This is a genomic window from Novosphingobium sp. Leaf2 (assembly GCF_001421325.1).
In the GTDB taxonomy this organism is placed as follows: Bacteria; Pseudomonadota; Alphaproteobacteria; order Sphingomonadales; family Sphingomonadaceae; genus Novosphingobium.
This window is the reverse complement of sequence record NZ_LMJY01000017.1, coordinates 209,221-224,082: the sequence shown is the minus strand read 5'-3', so window position 1 is coordinate 224,082 and position 14,862 is coordinate 209,221. Positions and strand designations below refer to the sequence as shown.

The 14,862-nt window shown below is 62.8% G+C and carries 14 protein-coding genes; 3 read left to right on the top strand and 11 right to left on the bottom strand.

Annotation, left to right across the window (positions count from 1 at the left end):
* Nucleotides 1-29: 29 nt before the first annotated feature.
* From ASE49_RS12685 to ASE49_RS18270, 6 genes are all read right to left on the bottom strand, one after another.
* A complete protein-coding gene (locus ASE49_RS12685; protein WP_056772975.1) occupies nt 30-329 on the bottom strand; it encodes a hypothetical protein in 300 nt (99 codons plus the stop codon).
* Nucleotides 330-719: 390 nt separating this feature from the next.
* Nucleotides 720-1,922, bottom strand: a complete 1,203-nt coding sequence (locus ASE49_RS18975) for a hypothetical protein (protein WP_200922033.1) — start codon at nt 1,920-1,922, stop codon at nt 720-722.
* A 72-nt stretch (nt 1,923-1,994) separates the two neighbouring features.
* Nucleotides 1,995-2,222 carry a hypothetical protein gene (locus ASE49_RS12675; RefSeq protein WP_156370298.1) on the bottom strand — a complete coding sequence of 76 codons (228 nt, stop codon included), beginning with the start codon at nt 2,220-2,222 and terminating at the stop codon, nt 1,995-1,997.
* 112 nt (nt 2,223-2,334) lie between these two features.
* The gene (locus ASE49_RS18280) at nt 2,335-2,664 is read right to left on the bottom strand and encodes a hypothetical protein (RefSeq protein ID WP_156370297.1); all 330 of its coding nucleotides are present in this window, start codon (nt 2,662-2,664) and stop codon (nt 2,335-2,337) included.
* Nucleotides 2,661-3,170 carry a hypothetical protein gene (locus tag ASE49_RS18275; protein ID WP_156370296.1) on the bottom strand — a complete coding sequence of 170 codons (510 nt, stop codon included), beginning with the start codon at nt 3,168-3,170 and terminating at the stop codon, nt 2,661-2,663. Before ASE49_RS18275 ends, ASE49_RS18280 begins: the two co-directional genes overlap by 4 nt.
* A gap of 15 nt (nt 3,171-3,185) precedes the next feature.
* A complete protein-coding gene (locus ASE49_RS18270; protein WP_156370295.1) occupies nt 3,186-3,359 on the bottom strand; it encodes a hypothetical protein in 174 nt (57 codons plus the stop codon).
* A 298-nt stretch (nt 3,360-3,657) separates the two neighbouring features.
* Here ASE49_RS18270 and ASE49_RS12665 point away from each other — a divergent pair, with 298 nt between their 5' ends.
* Both ASE49_RS12665 and ASE49_RS12660 read left to right on the top strand, forming a co-directional pair.
* Nucleotides 3,658-4,761 (top strand): aromatic ring-hydroxylating oxygenase subunit alpha, encoded by a 1,104-nt coding sequence (locus tag ASE49_RS12665; protein ID WP_056772966.1) that lies wholly within the window; start codon nt 3,658-3,660, stop codon nt 4,759-4,761.
* Nucleotides 4,762-4,792: 31 nt separating this feature from the next.
* Nucleotides 4,793-5,527 carry a GntR family transcriptional regulator gene (locus tag ASE49_RS12660; protein ID WP_056772963.1) on the top strand — a complete coding sequence of 245 codons (735 nt, stop codon included), beginning with the start codon at nt 4,793-4,795 and terminating at the stop codon, nt 5,525-5,527.
* 20 nt (nt 5,528-5,547) lie between these two features.
* On the opposite strand, the gene ASE49_RS12655 is transcribed toward ASE49_RS12660, so the two are convergent.
* On the bottom strand, nt 5,548-6,264 hold the full coding sequence (locus tag ASE49_RS12655) for an alpha/beta fold hydrolase (RefSeq protein WP_056773268.1): 717 nt from the start codon (nt 6,262-6,264) through the stop codon (nt 5,548-5,550).
* Nucleotides 6,265-6,697: 433 nt separating this feature from the next.
* Between ASE49_RS12655 and ASE49_RS12650 the strand changes: the two genes are divergently transcribed.
* A complete protein-coding gene (locus ASE49_RS12650; protein WP_162234248.1) occupies nt 6,698-8,863 on the top strand; it encodes a putative bifunctional diguanylate cyclase/phosphodiesterase in 2,166 nt (721 codons plus the stop codon).
* Between the two features lie 147 nt (nt 8,864-9,010).
* Here ASE49_RS12650 and ASE49_RS12645 read toward each other — a convergent pair whose 3' ends face one another.
* The 4 genes from ASE49_RS12645 to ASE49_RS12630 form a co-directional block, all read right to left on the bottom strand.
* Nucleotides 9,011-9,310, bottom strand: coding sequence for a UBP-type zinc finger domain-containing protein (locus ASE49_RS12645; protein WP_056772959.1), 300 nt, complete (start codon nt 9,308-9,310; stop codon nt 9,011-9,013).
* The gene (locus tag ASE49_RS12640; RefSeq protein WP_056772955.1) at nt 9,307-10,953 is read right to left on the bottom strand and encodes an FAD-dependent oxidoreductase; all 1,647 of its coding nucleotides are present in this window, start codon (nt 10,951-10,953) and stop codon (nt 9,307-9,309) included. Before ASE49_RS12640 ends, ASE49_RS12645 begins: the two co-directional genes overlap by 4 nt.
* Before the next feature lie 225 nt (nt 10,954-11,178).
* Nucleotides 11,179-12,657: an indolepyruvate oxidoreductase subunit beta family protein gene (locus ASE49_RS12635; RefSeq protein ID WP_056772952.1), complete on the bottom strand. Its 1,479-nt coding sequence runs from the start codon at nt 12,655-12,657 to the stop codon at nt 11,179-11,181.
* 45 nt (nt 12,658-12,702) lie between these two features.
* On the bottom strand, nt 12,703-14,862 hold the full coding sequence (locus ASE49_RS12630; RefSeq protein ID WP_056772949.1) for an indolepyruvate ferredoxin oxidoreductase subunit alpha: 2,160 nt from the start codon (nt 14,860-14,862) through the stop codon (nt 12,703-12,705).

Below are 14,862 nucleotides of genomic sequence, written 5' to 3'. Positions count from 1 at the left end.
AGAGCATGGCTATGGCGGGGCGAGTCGGGTCAATCGGTTACGTTCTGGGTGTGTTCTTTTTCTGTGGGTTGGTGGTGGGCGTTCAGGCGGGCGCTGACTTCGAGGCCAAGCAAGGTGAGGCGGTAGAGCGTCAAACCTTTTCGCCGACCGCCAATTGCAGCCAGATCGAGGCGCCAGAGTCCATTGCATGCTGCCCCCGCCCTTCTCCATCCGTCGTGCGGAGCCTCGTGCCAATCCCAAGGTTTCCGCTCGTGACAAACCGCGAGGTTGTGCAACGCCGTCAACTGCGCCTTCGTCAGCCCCGCAATCACCCTGTCGATCTCATCCATGGTCGGCGTCCCCGCGCCATCCTATGGCCTGCAGATAATCGCTATCGAGCGAGGACCAATCGAACGTGTCTTGGAATGCACCGCATCTATGATCCCGGCTTGTGAACGGCTGTCCCGGCGGCGGCGTGTAGCTGGACCAATCAACTCCAAGGCTCTTGAGAACCTGAGCGCCGGACACTGGTGGCGCAGAGGTGCACTCCCCTATGTCGCCGGCCTCACTGGCCCAATGATCACAACCGGCGCAACAGGGGCCGCGCTTCCAGAAGAACGTATCGCAGCGCTTCTGATATTCTCGCTGCCAATCGCCCTTCCTTTGATCATCGCGCACACCGACCGAGAGCAGGCGGCGGCGCTCAATTTCCTCTGGAGGAAGGGAGGTAAATTGGACCATCATATTTCCCCGCGCTCGATGGCGTCGGCAAGGACACGAGGCAAGTGTGGACCGCCGACCTCGGGGTGATTGCTGACGATCATCCGCCACGCTCCTTCTTTTTCTCGCAACCACCCCACGATCTCCGCATCCCGTTTGGCCCTGATGGCGGTCTCGGCGGCGGATAGGGCGGCGCGGGCATCACGGTAGGCCAAGTCCTGATTGATCGTGGCTTCCCAAGGGATGTCTGATCGGCCTTCGTGGATTGCTTTGGCTGCAGCATATAAGTCGGGCGTTACGGGTTGAGCGGTGCGCGCCATCAGCCATCCGAGGTGAGCCTTCTCAATGTTGCCTTCGGACCACTGGTAGCCCTTCGCCTCCATCAAGCGCCAAGCTGCGAGAAACTCGTGGTCATCTTCGCCCGGGGTGTCGATACTGGCCGAGCGAGTGAGTTGACCTGACCAGCCCGACGCTTCGGCCTGCGCAATCCGTATCGCCTGCTTGGCCGCGTCTTGCAGGTCTGGACTACAATAGCCCTCTCGCCCGATGCACGCCTCTTTCCAGATGGCCACAGGGTCACGTAGCGCGGCTGCATCCTCCCCGCTTTCCACGGCGGGCGTTGTGGGAAGGGTGGCTATCGGTAGCGCACTGCCAGTCGGCTTGGCCTTCTGCTTGGCTCGGATGGCCTCCACCTTCGTCCAAATGCGGGCAAGTTCGGTGTTCGCTGCATCGGAAATGCTCAAGCCTGCCGTGTTGCAGAGCGCGGCAAGCGTGACCATGACGCCACCGACTTCTTGCGTTGGCTCGCCGACTGGCCTTCCGAACACATAATCGACCAAGGCGTGAGCGCGCTCTGCTGTGAACGCAGGGAAGGTCTGCGCCAATTCAAGCGCCTCCTCGGTGAAGCGGTCCGCTCGTTCCAGCTGATCAGCCTTGATCGCCTCCCCGAAGCAGGCATCCATCCAGCGATCAACGTCTAATTGGAACGCCACAACCTCCCCCGGCAACGTGGAAGCCTCTGCCTGCGCGGGAGGGGCAAGACAAAGCGCCGCCTCCGGGTGAATCTGGACGCTACCCTCCTCCATTTCGCTTTCGACCGCGTAGCCGGTTTTGGAAAAACCGACAACATGTCCGGTCCACTTGCTGCCCCTTATCGTGGTGACACGATCACCAAGGGCAAATGCGGGCACCGCCTCACGGTCGGCATGGGTTTCGTTGGTCATGGTTTATCCTTTTTACTTCGAGTGGGCAGCAAACTACGCTGCCAACTGCATAGGCAGCAATCAATAGCCCTATCATTTCGACCGACGCTGCTTGCTGGCCTGCTTGTTCGCCTTGCGACGCTTCAGCACAGCAGCCGACTTCTTGGGAGTCTGAGCCTTCTTGGCTCGGGCGTAGCCCCAGTTGAGATTCATTAGGGCCTTGTCACCGAAGCCGAATGCTCCGGTGATGGCACTGGCTTCGGATGCCTCAGCAGCAGCCATAGCTGCCAAACCAAGACCCAGATTGGAAAGCGAGTACATATCAGGCCCTTATGTTGATCCGCTCCCCGAACGGGATCGGCGTTGTCCTTGTTGGCGAGGGCGCGGCGGGCAAGGGTCATCACCTCGGCCACCGTCTTGCAGTCATTTGCCGTCAGCACGGCGGTGCATTCGTGAAGCGTTTCGTGGCAGCGCTCCAACGCCTCCCGCAGCCGCGCATTCTGCTCTGCCATTGCGAGGATGGCGGGTACGGCGTTGAGGAGGTGGCGGCAATCGTCCTTAGTGAACGGCCAGCCCCAACCTGTTGAATCGGCAGTGCGTGGTGCTCGAAACCGATGGATACATTGATCAGCATGTCGCGACCACAGTCCAATGGCGACCCGACATAGGGCGATTCGCAGATCGGGATGCGCCACCAGAGCACGTCGCCGTGATCCTCGTGCCAGTCGCAGAACGGGCGTATGCGGTAGAGGTCTTCGCTCATGACACAGCGCCCTCCCCGGCTTCCGCAGAGACGGGCGCAGCGGCATGTTCTCGCAGCGCCTCGTAATACCAGTTGCCCAAGTTGATTTCAGCAGGGCGTGTCTGATCGGGTCGATGTAGAAACAGCAGTACGTCCCACTCCTCGCAATCCATGGCGAACCAGAACGCGCCCATGGACAGGAGCGTTTTGCGCGAAGGAGGATGTGTTACGACAGCTTCATGAATTTCGACTGTGCGGGCATGGCGGTCGATCTTGAAAGCGTCAGGCCGAAATGGCTGTTCTCGCGGCGCATCCCACCATCCCTCTTCCGTGGTGAGTTCTCGAATGGATCGCCAAAAGCACTTCGTCTCTGCGCCCGTTGCGCCGACAATCGAGCCAATCAGCTGCTTATGGCGATGCTGAGAGCGGAACTCACCGTTAGCCGGTCGATCGCTGTTTCGGCTGCGCGGTAAAACGGCGGCATCGATAGCCGATGTTCCCGCCTCGTTCGGTGAATGTTCTCGCACTTGAAACCTCCTGTGTTAGGAGATTTCTACCGATTCGGGCGGGGCGTCGTATGCTTCCCAAGCTGAATACGAGGGTTCGATTCCCTTCACCCGCTCCAATTCGCTGGCACGGTCTTCCGGTAGGCGGTCGCCACCGCGCGAATTGGCTTTGATCCCGTTCGCGATATTCGCGGCGCTGACGACGCTCATGGTCACCCAGTACGGCCCAATCGCACACGTCCTGATGTGCGCCGAAACGATCCACGGTACCGGACGCTGCGGCAACGTGTAGCGTTGTCCCAAAACCGGCGTGCGCTTCCGGTCGCCATCGTGATCACCATATCTGCGTGGGTGGATGACGAAGCGTGCGCCAGGAATTCGGCAGGATTTCTGATGATCAGGACATAAGGCACAACTCAGGTCCGCTGCTGTACCGGGAGTCTCCAAGTTTACACTCTTGACATTGGATCCATAAATTGAACTTAATGGATCCAATGGAGAAGCGGTGATGGACCTTGGTGACGTGCCTAACGATCAAACATGGCCGCGCAACGCGTGGTATGTCGCCTTTATGGCTGACGAAGTTGTAGATCGCCCGCTGGCGCGAACCATATGCGGCGAGCGCATGGTGTTTTTCCGGGGGCAGAACGGCGAAGTATCCGCGCTGGACGATTTCTGTCCCCACCGCGGGGCGCCCCTCTCGCTCGGCTTCGTGCGCGACGGGGCACTGGTCTGTGGTTACCATGGCCTCGCGGTTGATTGTCGCGGCAAGGTCTCGGGTATGCCGGGCCAGCGTGTGGGGGGCTTTCCCCCGGCGCGCCGCTATCCAACCATGGAACGGTATGGCTTCATCTGGGTATGGCCCGGCAACGCGGAAGCAGCGGATGCCGCGCTGCTGCGGCATCTGGAATGGGCAGAGAGCCCGCAATGGGCCTACGGCGGCGGCTATTATCATATCGACTGCGATTATCGCCTGATGATCGACAATCTGATGGATCTGACTCACGAAACCTATGTTCATGCGAACAGCATCGGGCAGAAGGAGATCGACGAAGCGCCGGTCAAGACGCGCGCGACCGAGGATGAGGTGGTCACCAGCCGCTTTATGGACAACGTCGTCGCACCGCCGTTCTGGCAGATGGCCCTGCGCGGCGCTGGCCTGCCCGATCAAGACCGCGTGGATCGCTGGCAAATCTGCCGGTTCGGTTTGCCAAGTCATGTCATGATTGAAGTCGGCGTGGCGTTACAGGGTCACGGTGGCTATGATGCGGACGACACGGCCAAGGCATCGAGCATCGTGGTGGATTTCATCACCCCGGAGACGGAAACGTCGCATCATTATTTCTGGGGCATGGCACGCCGCTTCGCCGTGGATGACGCCGCGTTGACCGATACGATCCGCGAGGGCCAGGGAAAGATATTCGGCGAAGATCTGGAAATGCTGGAGCGGCAGCAGGCCAATCTCAGCCGGCACCCGGATCGCAAGCTCCTGAAGCTGAACATCGACGCGGGCGGCGTTCGGTCGCGCATGATGATCGAACGGGCGATCATGGCAGAATCAGGCTCTGTCGCCTCATCGGACAGGGCCGGCCTGGATATGGCCGCCATTTGACAAGATCGCCGGGCGCGCAAAAAAGCGACTCATGGACGAACACGCACCTGCTGATCACCCCACGAAGACGCGCATCAAGCCCGGCCAGTACGTCATCATCTCGCTACGCCGGATGATTGCCGAAGGACGGTTAAAGCCGGGCGAACGGATCGGCGAAGTGGCGACAGCCGAGGCGCTGGGGGTGTCGCGCATGCCTGTGCGTACTGCGTTGCGCACGCTGGAGACCGAGGGCCTAGTGGTCAGGCTGGGCGCGCGCGGCTATGCGGCCCGGGCGATCACCGCTTCCGAAATACATGGCGCGATCGAAGTGCGCGGCGTGCTCGAAGGGCTTGCCGCCCATCGTCTGGCCAGGCGCGGCCTGACAGCCAGCGAGGAACGTGAATTCAGGACCTGCCTTTCACAAGGCGAAGCGATATTTGCCGACGGTGCATTCGGCAATGGTGCGCTCGACCTTTTCTACACTTACAATCTGGCGTTTCACGCCCTGCTGGTCGACGCGAGCGGCAACCCTTCCATCGGCGCAGCGCTGACGCGCAACAATCAACTGCCCTTCGCCTCAGCCGCCGCCCTGGCGCTGGATTGGAGCGATCGCCCTTCGGAATATGAACACCTGCTCAGCGCGCATCGCGATCATTGCAACGTGGTCGATGCAATCGCGCGGCGTGATGACGATGCGGCCGAGCGGTTGATGCGCGAGCATGCCTGGGCGGCGGTCAGGGGAGAAAAGGTGTTTGAGCGGATCTCAGCCAGCCGACCGGCAGGATAACGGACAGCGTATCGACCGCATCATGCCTTGGCATGCATCCATGCAACAAGCGCATCGGTCACCGCTTCGGGATTTTCCATCGGGGCCATATGCCCGCAATCGGGAAACAGAACATAGCGGGCGTGCGCAATGGCCGCAGCTATCGCATGATGCTGTTCGGGCGGGCTCCATCGATCATGTTCACCAACACCTACCAGTGTGGGGCATGTGATCGTCTGTAACAGCGGTCGGGCATCGGGTCGGTGGAGAAGGGCATTGATCTGGTTGCGGTGAATCGCGGGCGACATGCGTTCGACCATGGCATACAGCGTCGCACGCAACGCCGGATCGCGATCGAAGGCCCCTTCCGCCACCATCGGCGGCAACCAATGATCGGCAAGAGCGCGCATGCCCCGGCTGGCGCTGATGTCCAGCATCGCGGCGCGCGTGGTCGCCTCATTGGGCGCGGGCGGATGCACGCCGGTATCCAGCAGCGCAATGCGCTCGATCCGCTCGGGGGCCTGCGCGAACATCTCCAGCGCAACACGCGCGCCCATGGAATGCCCGGCAACCGCGAAGCGCGGCGGAGCGCCGGCCAAAATCCCTGCCGCCATGTCGGATATGCGCGCACAGGCGGTCAGGTCCGGAATACGAACATCGCAGTACCGGGCCAGCGCTGCGGTCTGATGCGCCCATACAACGTCATCGCACAGCAAACCGGGGACCAGATACAGGGTTTTGCGTTCAGCTTCGTTCATCAAAATCGGCTCACGGTGTTGATGGCGAAAGCGCCGCATACCAGCTGCCTGACCGGCGCTGGCGCCGGCCTCCGCGGTCTGGTCCACGCGTTGGCACTCTGAAACACGCTCGTATCCTTACGCAACTCTGTTGCTCTGCACGATAGCGACCGGCGGGACAAGATCGACGCTCAGATGCAATTCCTTGCCGCCTGTCGCCAGCGCCACGCTGGCGGCCCCAGGCGGATCGATCAAACACCTGCCGACTTGCCGGACGACAGTAGGCGCTCTCGAAATCATCGCGTTTTTCTGGAGGTCATATTACGCCTGCAATTCGGCGAAAACAATTTACTCGCCCTTAATCCGCTTCGCCCAATATAGGATGATGGCAAATTTCTACGCTGCGCTTAAGAAAGTATATCGCGGCGCGCTACGCGTATCGCGAGCCGGAAGCATGTCCAACACTGCCTTGCTGACCGTGTTAGTCTTTCTATCAGTACTTACCTCAGGACTCATCGTAAGTTTTCTTGTTTCGCATGCCAATACAAATGCCGATCGTCTGGCGGCGGTTGCAATAGCTGGGGCCATCGATCGCGAGCGATCCCGTATAAGCAACGAAGCATACATCAATGCACACTGGGACGATGCGTTCGCGCACGCTTACGGCTCCATGCAGGATCCGTGGATAGAGTCCCAATGGGGAACTCCCATTGGGCTTAGCTATGTCATCGATGCACACGGACGCACGTTGTACGCGCATCTTCCGGGCGGGCGCGAGCCCCCGCTTGACCAATTGATCGGGTCGCGAACGCTGGCCGCTTTGCTGGCCAGCGTGCCCGAAAACGAAGCGGCCGTAAGGCGGCGGCGTGACGCAGTCGTACTGATCGGGAAGGTCGGCAAAACGCCGGCTTTGATTGCGTTTTCACCCATCGTGCGGGAAAAAGGCCCTGCTACCCTGGACAGGTCCTCCTATCGCATCTTCGTCGACATCCGTTTGCTCGACCATACCGTGCTGGACGAATGGGAAAAAGGCTTCGGCCTGCAGGATCTTCGATGGCTCGCCAACGGCGCTGTCTCGCCTGACGAAGCCTCGACCGACGTTCGGGACTGGTCAGGCGGGCTGATCGGCACGATCGCCTGGAAACGCCTTGCGCCGGGCTCTTTGGCGTTGCGTGAATTACTGCCGATGATCGGCTTGTGCATCGCCTTGTTCCTGGCGGTGGCAGCAATGATCGCGCGCCGGGTGCGCAGTCTCAGTCGCGAAATTACCGCTCACTCCCAAACCGCGGCGGAGGCTGGCCGGCATGAACGCGAGGCGCGCTTGCTCGCTGACAGCGACGGTCTGACGGGCCTGTATAACCGGCGACGGTTCTACGCCGATCTGGAGAGTGCGGCCACGCCTGCTACCCTCAATGCGATGACCGTGGGGTTGGTTGACCTGGATCGCTTCAAGCCGGTGAACGATACGTTTGGCCACCCGGTCGGGGATCGCCTGCTCGTTGAGGTCGCCCGGTTGCTTCGCGACACCGCAGGGCCTGATGCCACGCTCTATCGCATCGGCGGGGACGAGTTCGGCATGATCGTCCGCCTCGATGCAGAAGCAGCATTGCGGCTCGCCGAGACGATGTGCGCGGTCGTGGCAGCCCCTATGCGGATTTGCGACCGGCAGGTCAGTGTGGGGGCCTCAATCGGGCTTGCCGCTTATAGCGATGCGCAACTGAGCCCGACGGAACTTGCCAAACGTGCGGACCATGCGCTGTACCATGCAAAACGTGAGAAGCCTGGCCAGGCTGTCCAATTCAGCCCGCAACTCGAACGGCGGGTAACCGACGATCACATCATCGAGGCAGAGCTGCAATCGTGCGAACTCGAAAGCGAGTTGCGATTTGACGTGCAGCCCATCGTTTCGATGCGAACCGGCGCGATCGTCGGCGGGGAACTTCTGGCGCGCTGGACGAGTGCGCGACTTGGCGTCGTTGAACCACAGCGGTTCGTCGAAATAGCGGAACGCAGCACCCTGATTCATAAGCTGACGCGCAACGCGATGCGTAGCGCGCTGGAACTGCTGGACGTTCTGCCGGCTGACCGAACCCTTGCCGTGAACGTGTCCGCGTGCGATCTGCACTGCGCTGAGACCGTAAATGCCCTTCTCGACATGGTCGGCCGCTCGCGGGTCGATCACCGTCGCCTGTGTATCGAAGTGACCGAGACAGCGGTGATGCGAAACCTTGACGCTGCGATCGATGCGCTCGCCCGGTTTCGGGCAATGGGCTTGGAGATCGCGCTCGATGATTTCGGCACGGGATACTCCAGCCTCAGCAATCTCCACCGCTTGCCACTGGACAAGGTCAAGATCGATCGCAGCTTCGCCTGGGATCTCGATAATGCCTACAGCATGTCCATCGTCCACGCCGTGGTCGGTCTTTGCAATTCGCTTGGACTGGCCTGTATCGTAGAGGGGGTCGAGACTATCGCGCAGGCAACCAAGTTGCAGGGCATCGGATGCGACCTCATGCAAGGATATCTCTTCAGTTACCCGCTGGATCCTGTAGTCTTCGCAGACCTTTCGTCCTGTTGCTCGCCAGAAATCGTCGATCTTTCCTCCCGTAAACAGGGTTGATGATCGTAAAGAAAATGTGCCGCGACCGGGACGTTCGCGACAGTCGGCTTTGAATTGGTGATGTGTTGATCGCCTCCGTCCGCAACCGGTCCAGGCGCGCTGCGACGGCGCGGCAGGGCGGATCATTTCCGCCCTGCGTTCCTGTCGTCAAAAGAAACGCGGAATCGGCCCGTCCTGCGGCGTCTGGTCGGGAAGGTCCACCTCCTCGTCGTCGATGTAGCACCAGCCCCAGCCTTCGGGCGGATCATAGCCTTCGATGATGGGATGACGGGTGGCGTTGAAATGGGCCTGTGCGTGGCGATGTGGCGACTGGTCGCAACAGCCGACATGCCCGCATTCCCGGCACAAGCGCAGATGCACCCATTCGCTGCCGATCTCCAGGCATTCCTCGCACCCGCGCGCGCTGGGGCTGACATCGTCTATCGTGCTGAGATGGGAACAGGTCATTCTTGCGCCTCCTTCATCGCTCGCTCTGCCAGCAGGCTATGTATCTGCGCGACAACCGCAGCACCTTCGCCAACCGCGGCGGCGACACGCTTGGTGGAACCTGCGCGCACGTCTCCGATCGCAAAGACGCCGCGCATGCTCGTTTCCAGGGGCAGCGCCCCGGTACCGGTGATGACAAAGCCCTTGGCATCCGTGTCCACGCACCCCTGCACCCAATCGGCATTGGGATCGGCGCCGATGAACAGGAACATATGCCGCAGCGCCCGGCGATAGGACGAACCATCCATCCGGTTCCGAAAATTCACCGCCGAAAGACCGTTCGCGCGGTCCCCTTCCAGGCTCTCGATTTCAACCCCCACATGCACTTCGACATTGGGCAGGGCGGCGATGCGGTCGATGAGATAGCGCGACATCGTTTCACCAAGATCGCGGCGCACGACGAGATGCAGTTTCTTGACCTGCGGGGCGAGGAATACCACCGCCTGACCGGCAGAGTTGCCGCCGCCAACGAGCACGACCTCTTCGCCTGCGCACATGCGCGCCTCGATCGGCGATGCCCAGTAGGCTATCCCGGCGCCTTCGAACTCCGCCAGCCGGGGCACGTCGGGACGGCGATAGCGCGCGCCCGAGGCGATGACGACCGTGCGCGCCGTGATGCGCCGGTCCTTCGCAAAGACCAGGGTCAGTGGGCCGCCATCACATTCCATCCGCTCGACAGCAACGGGGATTGCGATCTCGGCACCGAACTTCAACGCCTGGTTGAACGCGCGACCCGCCAGCGCCTGTCCGGAAATGCCGGTTGGAAAACCCAGGTAATTCTCGATCCTGGCCGACGCGCCTGCCTGGCCACCCATCGCGCGGGAATCGAGGACGATGACGGAGAGCCCCTCGCTTGCCGCATAGACCGCTGTGGCCAGACCCGCCGGGCCTGCGCCGACGACCGCAACGTCGTAAAGCCGGTCAGGATCGATGTGGGGCAGGATGCCAAGGCACGCGGCGAGTTCCTCGTTGCTGGGGCGTTTGAGCACCGGCCCGCTGGGGCACACCACCAGCGGCAGGTCTTCTGTCAGAACGCCGGTACGCTCGACCAGCGCCTTGCCTTCTTCGTCGGAGCGGACATCGAGGACCAGGTTCGGCAGCCCGCCACGGCTCAGGAAGCCCTGCAGCCGCACGACATCGGGGCTGCCCGGGATGCCGATCAGGATCGTGCCGGCGCCGCCTTCCTCGATCAGGCTGACGCGGCGCAGGATCAGCGCGCGCATCACCACTTCGCCGATGTCCGCGGACCCGACCATCAGCGCGCGCAAATGGGCGGCATCGAACGGCAAGGCGGTGCAGCCATCCGGCCCCGCCCGGCCGGCCGCTATCGAGGCGCGCCCGGCAAGCTGGTTCACTTCGCCGGAGAACTGACCGACGCGGTGAACGGTAATGAGCGCTTCGTGGCTCAATCCGTCGCGCCGCAGCACTTCTATCGACCCTGCCAGCACCAGCCACGCGGGCGCATGCCTGTCACCAATCGCATACAGCGTCTGCCCCGGTGCGAAGTGCACCTCCGGCCCGCTGGCAAAGCGGCGCGCGGTTGCTACCTGTACGGCATCCAGGACCGGAAATCGCTGATGTTCGCGCGGGTCGATCGTGCTCATGGTAAACTCCGCAAGACTTACGTGAATGCTCATCCTGCATCCGCGCAACCTTTGTCCATCATGCGCCTATATCATGCAAATCAGGCAGCTTCTCAAGCGCGGGAACACAGACGCCGCTTGGGCCCGGGCCCCGGGTTTGTCATTAGCTTGCGCCGTGATCGGGCCGTACCGGACCAGCGGCGGGCCAAAGAGGTTAGGCGGCGTGGACGCCTAGCGAGCGGCTGCTCAGCCCGTCTTTGCCAGAGCCGCGTCGAGGGCGGCAGACTTGTCGTCGGCCAGCGCCAGATCGCGCAACGCGGCAATCCGGCTGGCTGGGAGCGTTTGCTGGCGATGCGCGGCGGCGATCCGCTCGTAATTCGCCAAACCGCGTTCGAACGTGTCGCCATAGCCTTTGATGAGACGCTGGCACTTGACCAGTTCCAGCGCCACCGCGCGGTCGCGCAGCGCTTCGGCGCGGACAAGGTCGAGCCAGGTTTCGATGCGCGCCTGCTCCTCGCTATAGCGCAGCGAACGGCGGCGCAGGGCGCGCATTCTGGCCAGCATGCGCAGCGCCAGAAACCAGCGCAGGCCGGTGGTTTCCACATGGCGCCCCTTGGTGAAGAAGCGGCCCAGTTGCCGCGTCAGGCCGGGGCTGGCCAGGATCCGGCTACCGATCCCGGCCGGCAGCGTCTCACACACTTCGCGCAGGCGCGGGTGCATGAATTCGGTGATGGACAGGATCTGATCATCCTGCGCCTTCACTTCGCCGCGCACGCGATCGATGCGGGCGGTGCGGGTCTTGAGATCGGCCACGCGGATGGTGTCCTCGTAGCTCATCCACAAGGCCAGATGACGGGCCGCCTCTACAGTCAGGTCGAAAGGCGCGGCATCGAGCGCGGCCACGGTTTCAAGCCGATCGAGATACAGCGCGGCGTAATCGCCGTCCTGATAATCCATCAGCCGCGCTACCCCATGCAGGGCGTGGACATGGGCGGGCTGCGGCAGGGCGGCGGCGATACGCTGCGCCAGTTCGCGCCCGCGCGCAGTGGTAGGCACCGGCACGGCATGGACGGCCTCGACCGGCTTGGTGACGGCGGTCTGCTGGGCGCACGCAAAGCCTTCCGCAAAGCCTTTGAGGTTGCTGGGAACCGCGATGCCGCTGTGCTCGATCGCCTTGCGGAACGTCTCGGTCGGAAACGGCAGGGCCCCGCTACCGGCCAGTGCGCCGAACATGGTGGCGCTGATCACGCTGCCGGCGCGCTCGGTCGCCGCTTCCATGTCAAAGCCGATGAACCGCTTCGAGCGGGTCTGCGCGGCGTCCAGGATCTTGTCACCGTTGCCGCGCCCGTCCCCCATCGCCTGCTTTTCGCCGATGGCGTAGATGCGGTGTGTGGAGCCGATCAGGGTAGTGCGCCCCGCAGTGGAGAAGCCGCGCAGCAAGGCCCGGCCCGTCTCCATCAGTTCAGACGCCACCACCACGTCAACGTCGCCGGGCATCGGCATCTGCGCCATCACCGGCAGGCGGCCCGATCCATCGTCCTTGGCCAGTTCGACGTAATAGACGGTGGAGCCGGTGCGCTGGGCGACACCGGGCACCGATGTGCCCTGCGCCAGCCAGCCCTCGGCGCGCGCCACGTCCTGGATCCAGTCTGCCAGCACGCCGCCGCCCTGCCCGCCAAGGGCAAGGATGGCAATGGTCAGGCGGGTGTTGGAGCTATCGGCCATGAACGGGTCTCTCAGGCTGGAAATCGGGGGCGGGATCGGGCGGGGTCAGAATGCGCGGGCAGCGCGCTGGCGTTCCGCGCCGGCCAGCCAGCGGGCAATGATCGCGCCGCTGATCCGGGCCTTGATCCGTTCGAACCGGGTGGGGTTGGTGACGATGTGCGCGCGGTAGAAGCTGGGGCACAGCACCGCTGCATGGCTGACTTCACCGCACAGGCCGCAGCCCACGCAGCTGTTTTCGACATGCGCCACAGGATCCTGCCGCAGCGGATCGGGATTGGGCTTGATCGTCAGCGACGGGCAGCCAGACAAGCGGATGCAGCTGTGATCGCCGGTGCAGGTATCGCTGTCCACGCCGAACCGCTCACGCACCACGCGTTCGCCCGCCTTCAGCCGCGCCGAGGTCTGCTTCTTTTCGCGCCGCTGCTTGTTGAGCATGCATTCCGACTGCGCGACGATGACCTTGGGGCCTTTTTCGGGCGTCGTCAGTGCGTCGTGCAGCATGTCGCGCATGCCGGCGATATCGTATGTGTTCTGGGTTTCGCGCACCCACTTGGCGCCAACGCCGCGCACCGCCTTGGTGATCGGGTTCTTGGTGGCGCGGTTGGCGTTGTCCGCGCGTGAGGACAGGATATCCTGCCCCCCGGTGGCTGCGGAATAGCCGTTGTCGATGATCAGGGTGACGGTGTCGTCCTTGTTGAACACCGCGTTGCCGATGCCGGAGGTCAGGCCGTTGTGCCAGAATCCGCCATCGCCCATGATCGCGATCGAGCGCTTGGCGCCGCCCTTCACGCCCAGTTCGCCTTCGCGGGGCTTGAACGCCGAAGCGCCCGCGCTGCCAAGGCCATAGCCCATCGTGGTGTTGCCAAGGTCGAACGGCGGCAGGATCGAGAACAGGTGGCAGCCGATGTCCGCCGAGACATGCGTGGGCCCCAATTCGCGCTCCACCAGTTTCATCGCGGCGAAGATCGGGCGTTCCGGGCAACCGGTGCAGAAGCCTGCCGGGCGACCGGGGATCTCAGCCGCGACCGGCGCAGGCAGTGGATCGGCGGGCGCCAGCTGCGGTGCCAGCGCGGGGGCATGGGCACCCAGGAATTGCGCCAGCCCCTTGCGGATCACATCGGCGGTATATTCGCCCGAGCGCGGCAGCATGTCCTTGCCTACCACGCACGTATCCAGCCCGGCCCGGCGCACCAGCGTGTTAAGCTCGTGCTCGATGAATTCGGGCTGCCCTTCCTCGATGATCAGCACCGCGCGCTTGCCCTGGCAGAACGCGGCAACCTCTTCGGGGATCAGCGGGTACACCACGTTCAGGCAGTAGATCGGCAGCCTGCTGTCACCATAGGCGTCCGCCAGCCCGATAAGCTCCATCGCGCGGTTGAGGTTGTTGTAAAGGCCGCCCTGAACAATGATGCCTATCGCATCCTCGCCATCGTGGGCCCCGAACCATTCATTGAGCTTGTTGTCCCGCACGTGTGCGATGCCGGCGGGCCAGCGCCGTTCGATCTTTTCCACTTCGTGCAGGAAGTTGGCGGGCGGCAACACGATGCGGTTGGTATCCCGCACCGGGTTGGCGGCGGCATCGCCCACCGTCATCGGCGGGCGCACGTTGTCCTTCGCGACGAACGATCCGGTCATGTGGCACGAACGCACGCGCAGTTGGAGCATGACCGGAGTGTTCGAGGCTTCCGAAAGCTGGAAGCCCTGCTCCACCGCCGCAACGATGCTGGGCAGGTTGGGGCGCGGGTCCAGCAGCCACATCTGCGATTTCATCGCGAAGGCATGCGTGCGCTCCTGCATGATCGAGGAGCCTTCGCCGTAGTCCTCACCCACGATCACCAGCGCGCCGCCCGTCACGCCGCCCGACGCCACGTTGGACAGCGCATCGGAGGCGACATTGGTGCCTACGACCGACTTCCAGGCGACAGCGCCGCGCAAAGGGTAATTCACCGAGGCCGCCAGCATCGCCGCCGCCGTTGCTTCCGAGGCGCTGGCCTCGAAATGGACGCCCAGGCTTTCCAGCAGGTCGTTGGCATCGGCAAAGACGTCCATCAGGTGGCTGATCGGCGATCCCTGATAGCCGCCCACATACGCGACGCCGGACTGCAGCAGCGCCTTGGTGACCGCAAGGATACCCTCACCGGTGAACACCTCGCCCGCGCCGGCGGTGAGCTTTTTGACTTCGGACTTGAACGAACGCTCGGCCAT

Bases quoted from the DNA above. Each gene is read 5' to 3' on its own strand.
- ASE49_RS12685 (WP_056772975.1), bottom strand. From the start codon at position 329: ATGGATGAGATCGACAGGGTGATTGCGGGGCTGACGAAGGCGCAGTTG.
- ASE49_RS18975 (WP_200922033.1), bottom strand. From the start codon at position 1,922: ATGACCAACGAAACCCATGCCGACCGTGAGGCGGTGCCCGCATTTGCC.
- ASE49_RS12675 (WP_156370298.1), bottom strand. From the start codon at position 2,222: ATGTACTCGCTTTCCAATCTGGGTCTTGGTTTGGCAGCTATGGCTGCT.
- ASE49_RS18280 (WP_156370297.1), bottom strand. From the start codon at position 2,664: ATGAGCGAAGACCTCTACCGCATACGCCCGTTCTGCGACTGGCACGAG.
- ASE49_RS18270 (WP_156370295.1), bottom strand. From the start codon at position 3,359: ATGAGCGTCGTCAGCGCCGCGAATATCGCGAACGGGATCAAAGCCAAT.
- ASE49_RS12665 (WP_056772966.1), top strand. From the start codon at position 3,658: ATGGACCTTGGTGACGTGCCTAACGATCAAACATGGCCGCGCAACGCG.
- ASE49_RS12660 (WP_056772963.1), top strand. From the start codon at position 4,793: ATGGACGAACACGCACCTGCTGATCACCCCACGAAGACGCGCATCAAG.
- ASE49_RS12655 (WP_056773268.1), bottom strand. From the start codon at position 6,264: ATGAACGAAGCTGAACGCAAAACCCTGTATCTGGTCCCCGGTTTGCTG.
- ASE49_RS12650 (WP_162234248.1), top strand. From the start codon at position 6,698: ATGTCCAACACTGCCTTGCTGACCGTGTTAGTCTTTCTATCAGTACTT.
- ASE49_RS12645 (WP_056772959.1), bottom strand. From the start codon at position 9,310: ATGACCTGTTCCCATCTCAGCACGATAGACGATGTCAGCCCCAGCGCG.
- ASE49_RS12640 (WP_056772955.1), bottom strand. From the start codon at position 10,953: ATGAGCACGATCGACCCGCGCGAACATCAGCGATTTCCGGTCCTGGAT.
- ASE49_RS12635 (WP_056772952.1), bottom strand. From the start codon at position 12,657: ATGGCCGATAGCTCCAACACCCGCCTGACCATTGCCATCCTTGCCCTT.
- ASE49_RS12630 (WP_056772949.1), bottom strand. From the start codon at position 14,862: ATGGCCGAGCGTTCGTTCAAGTCCGAAGTCAAAAAGCTCACCGCCGGC.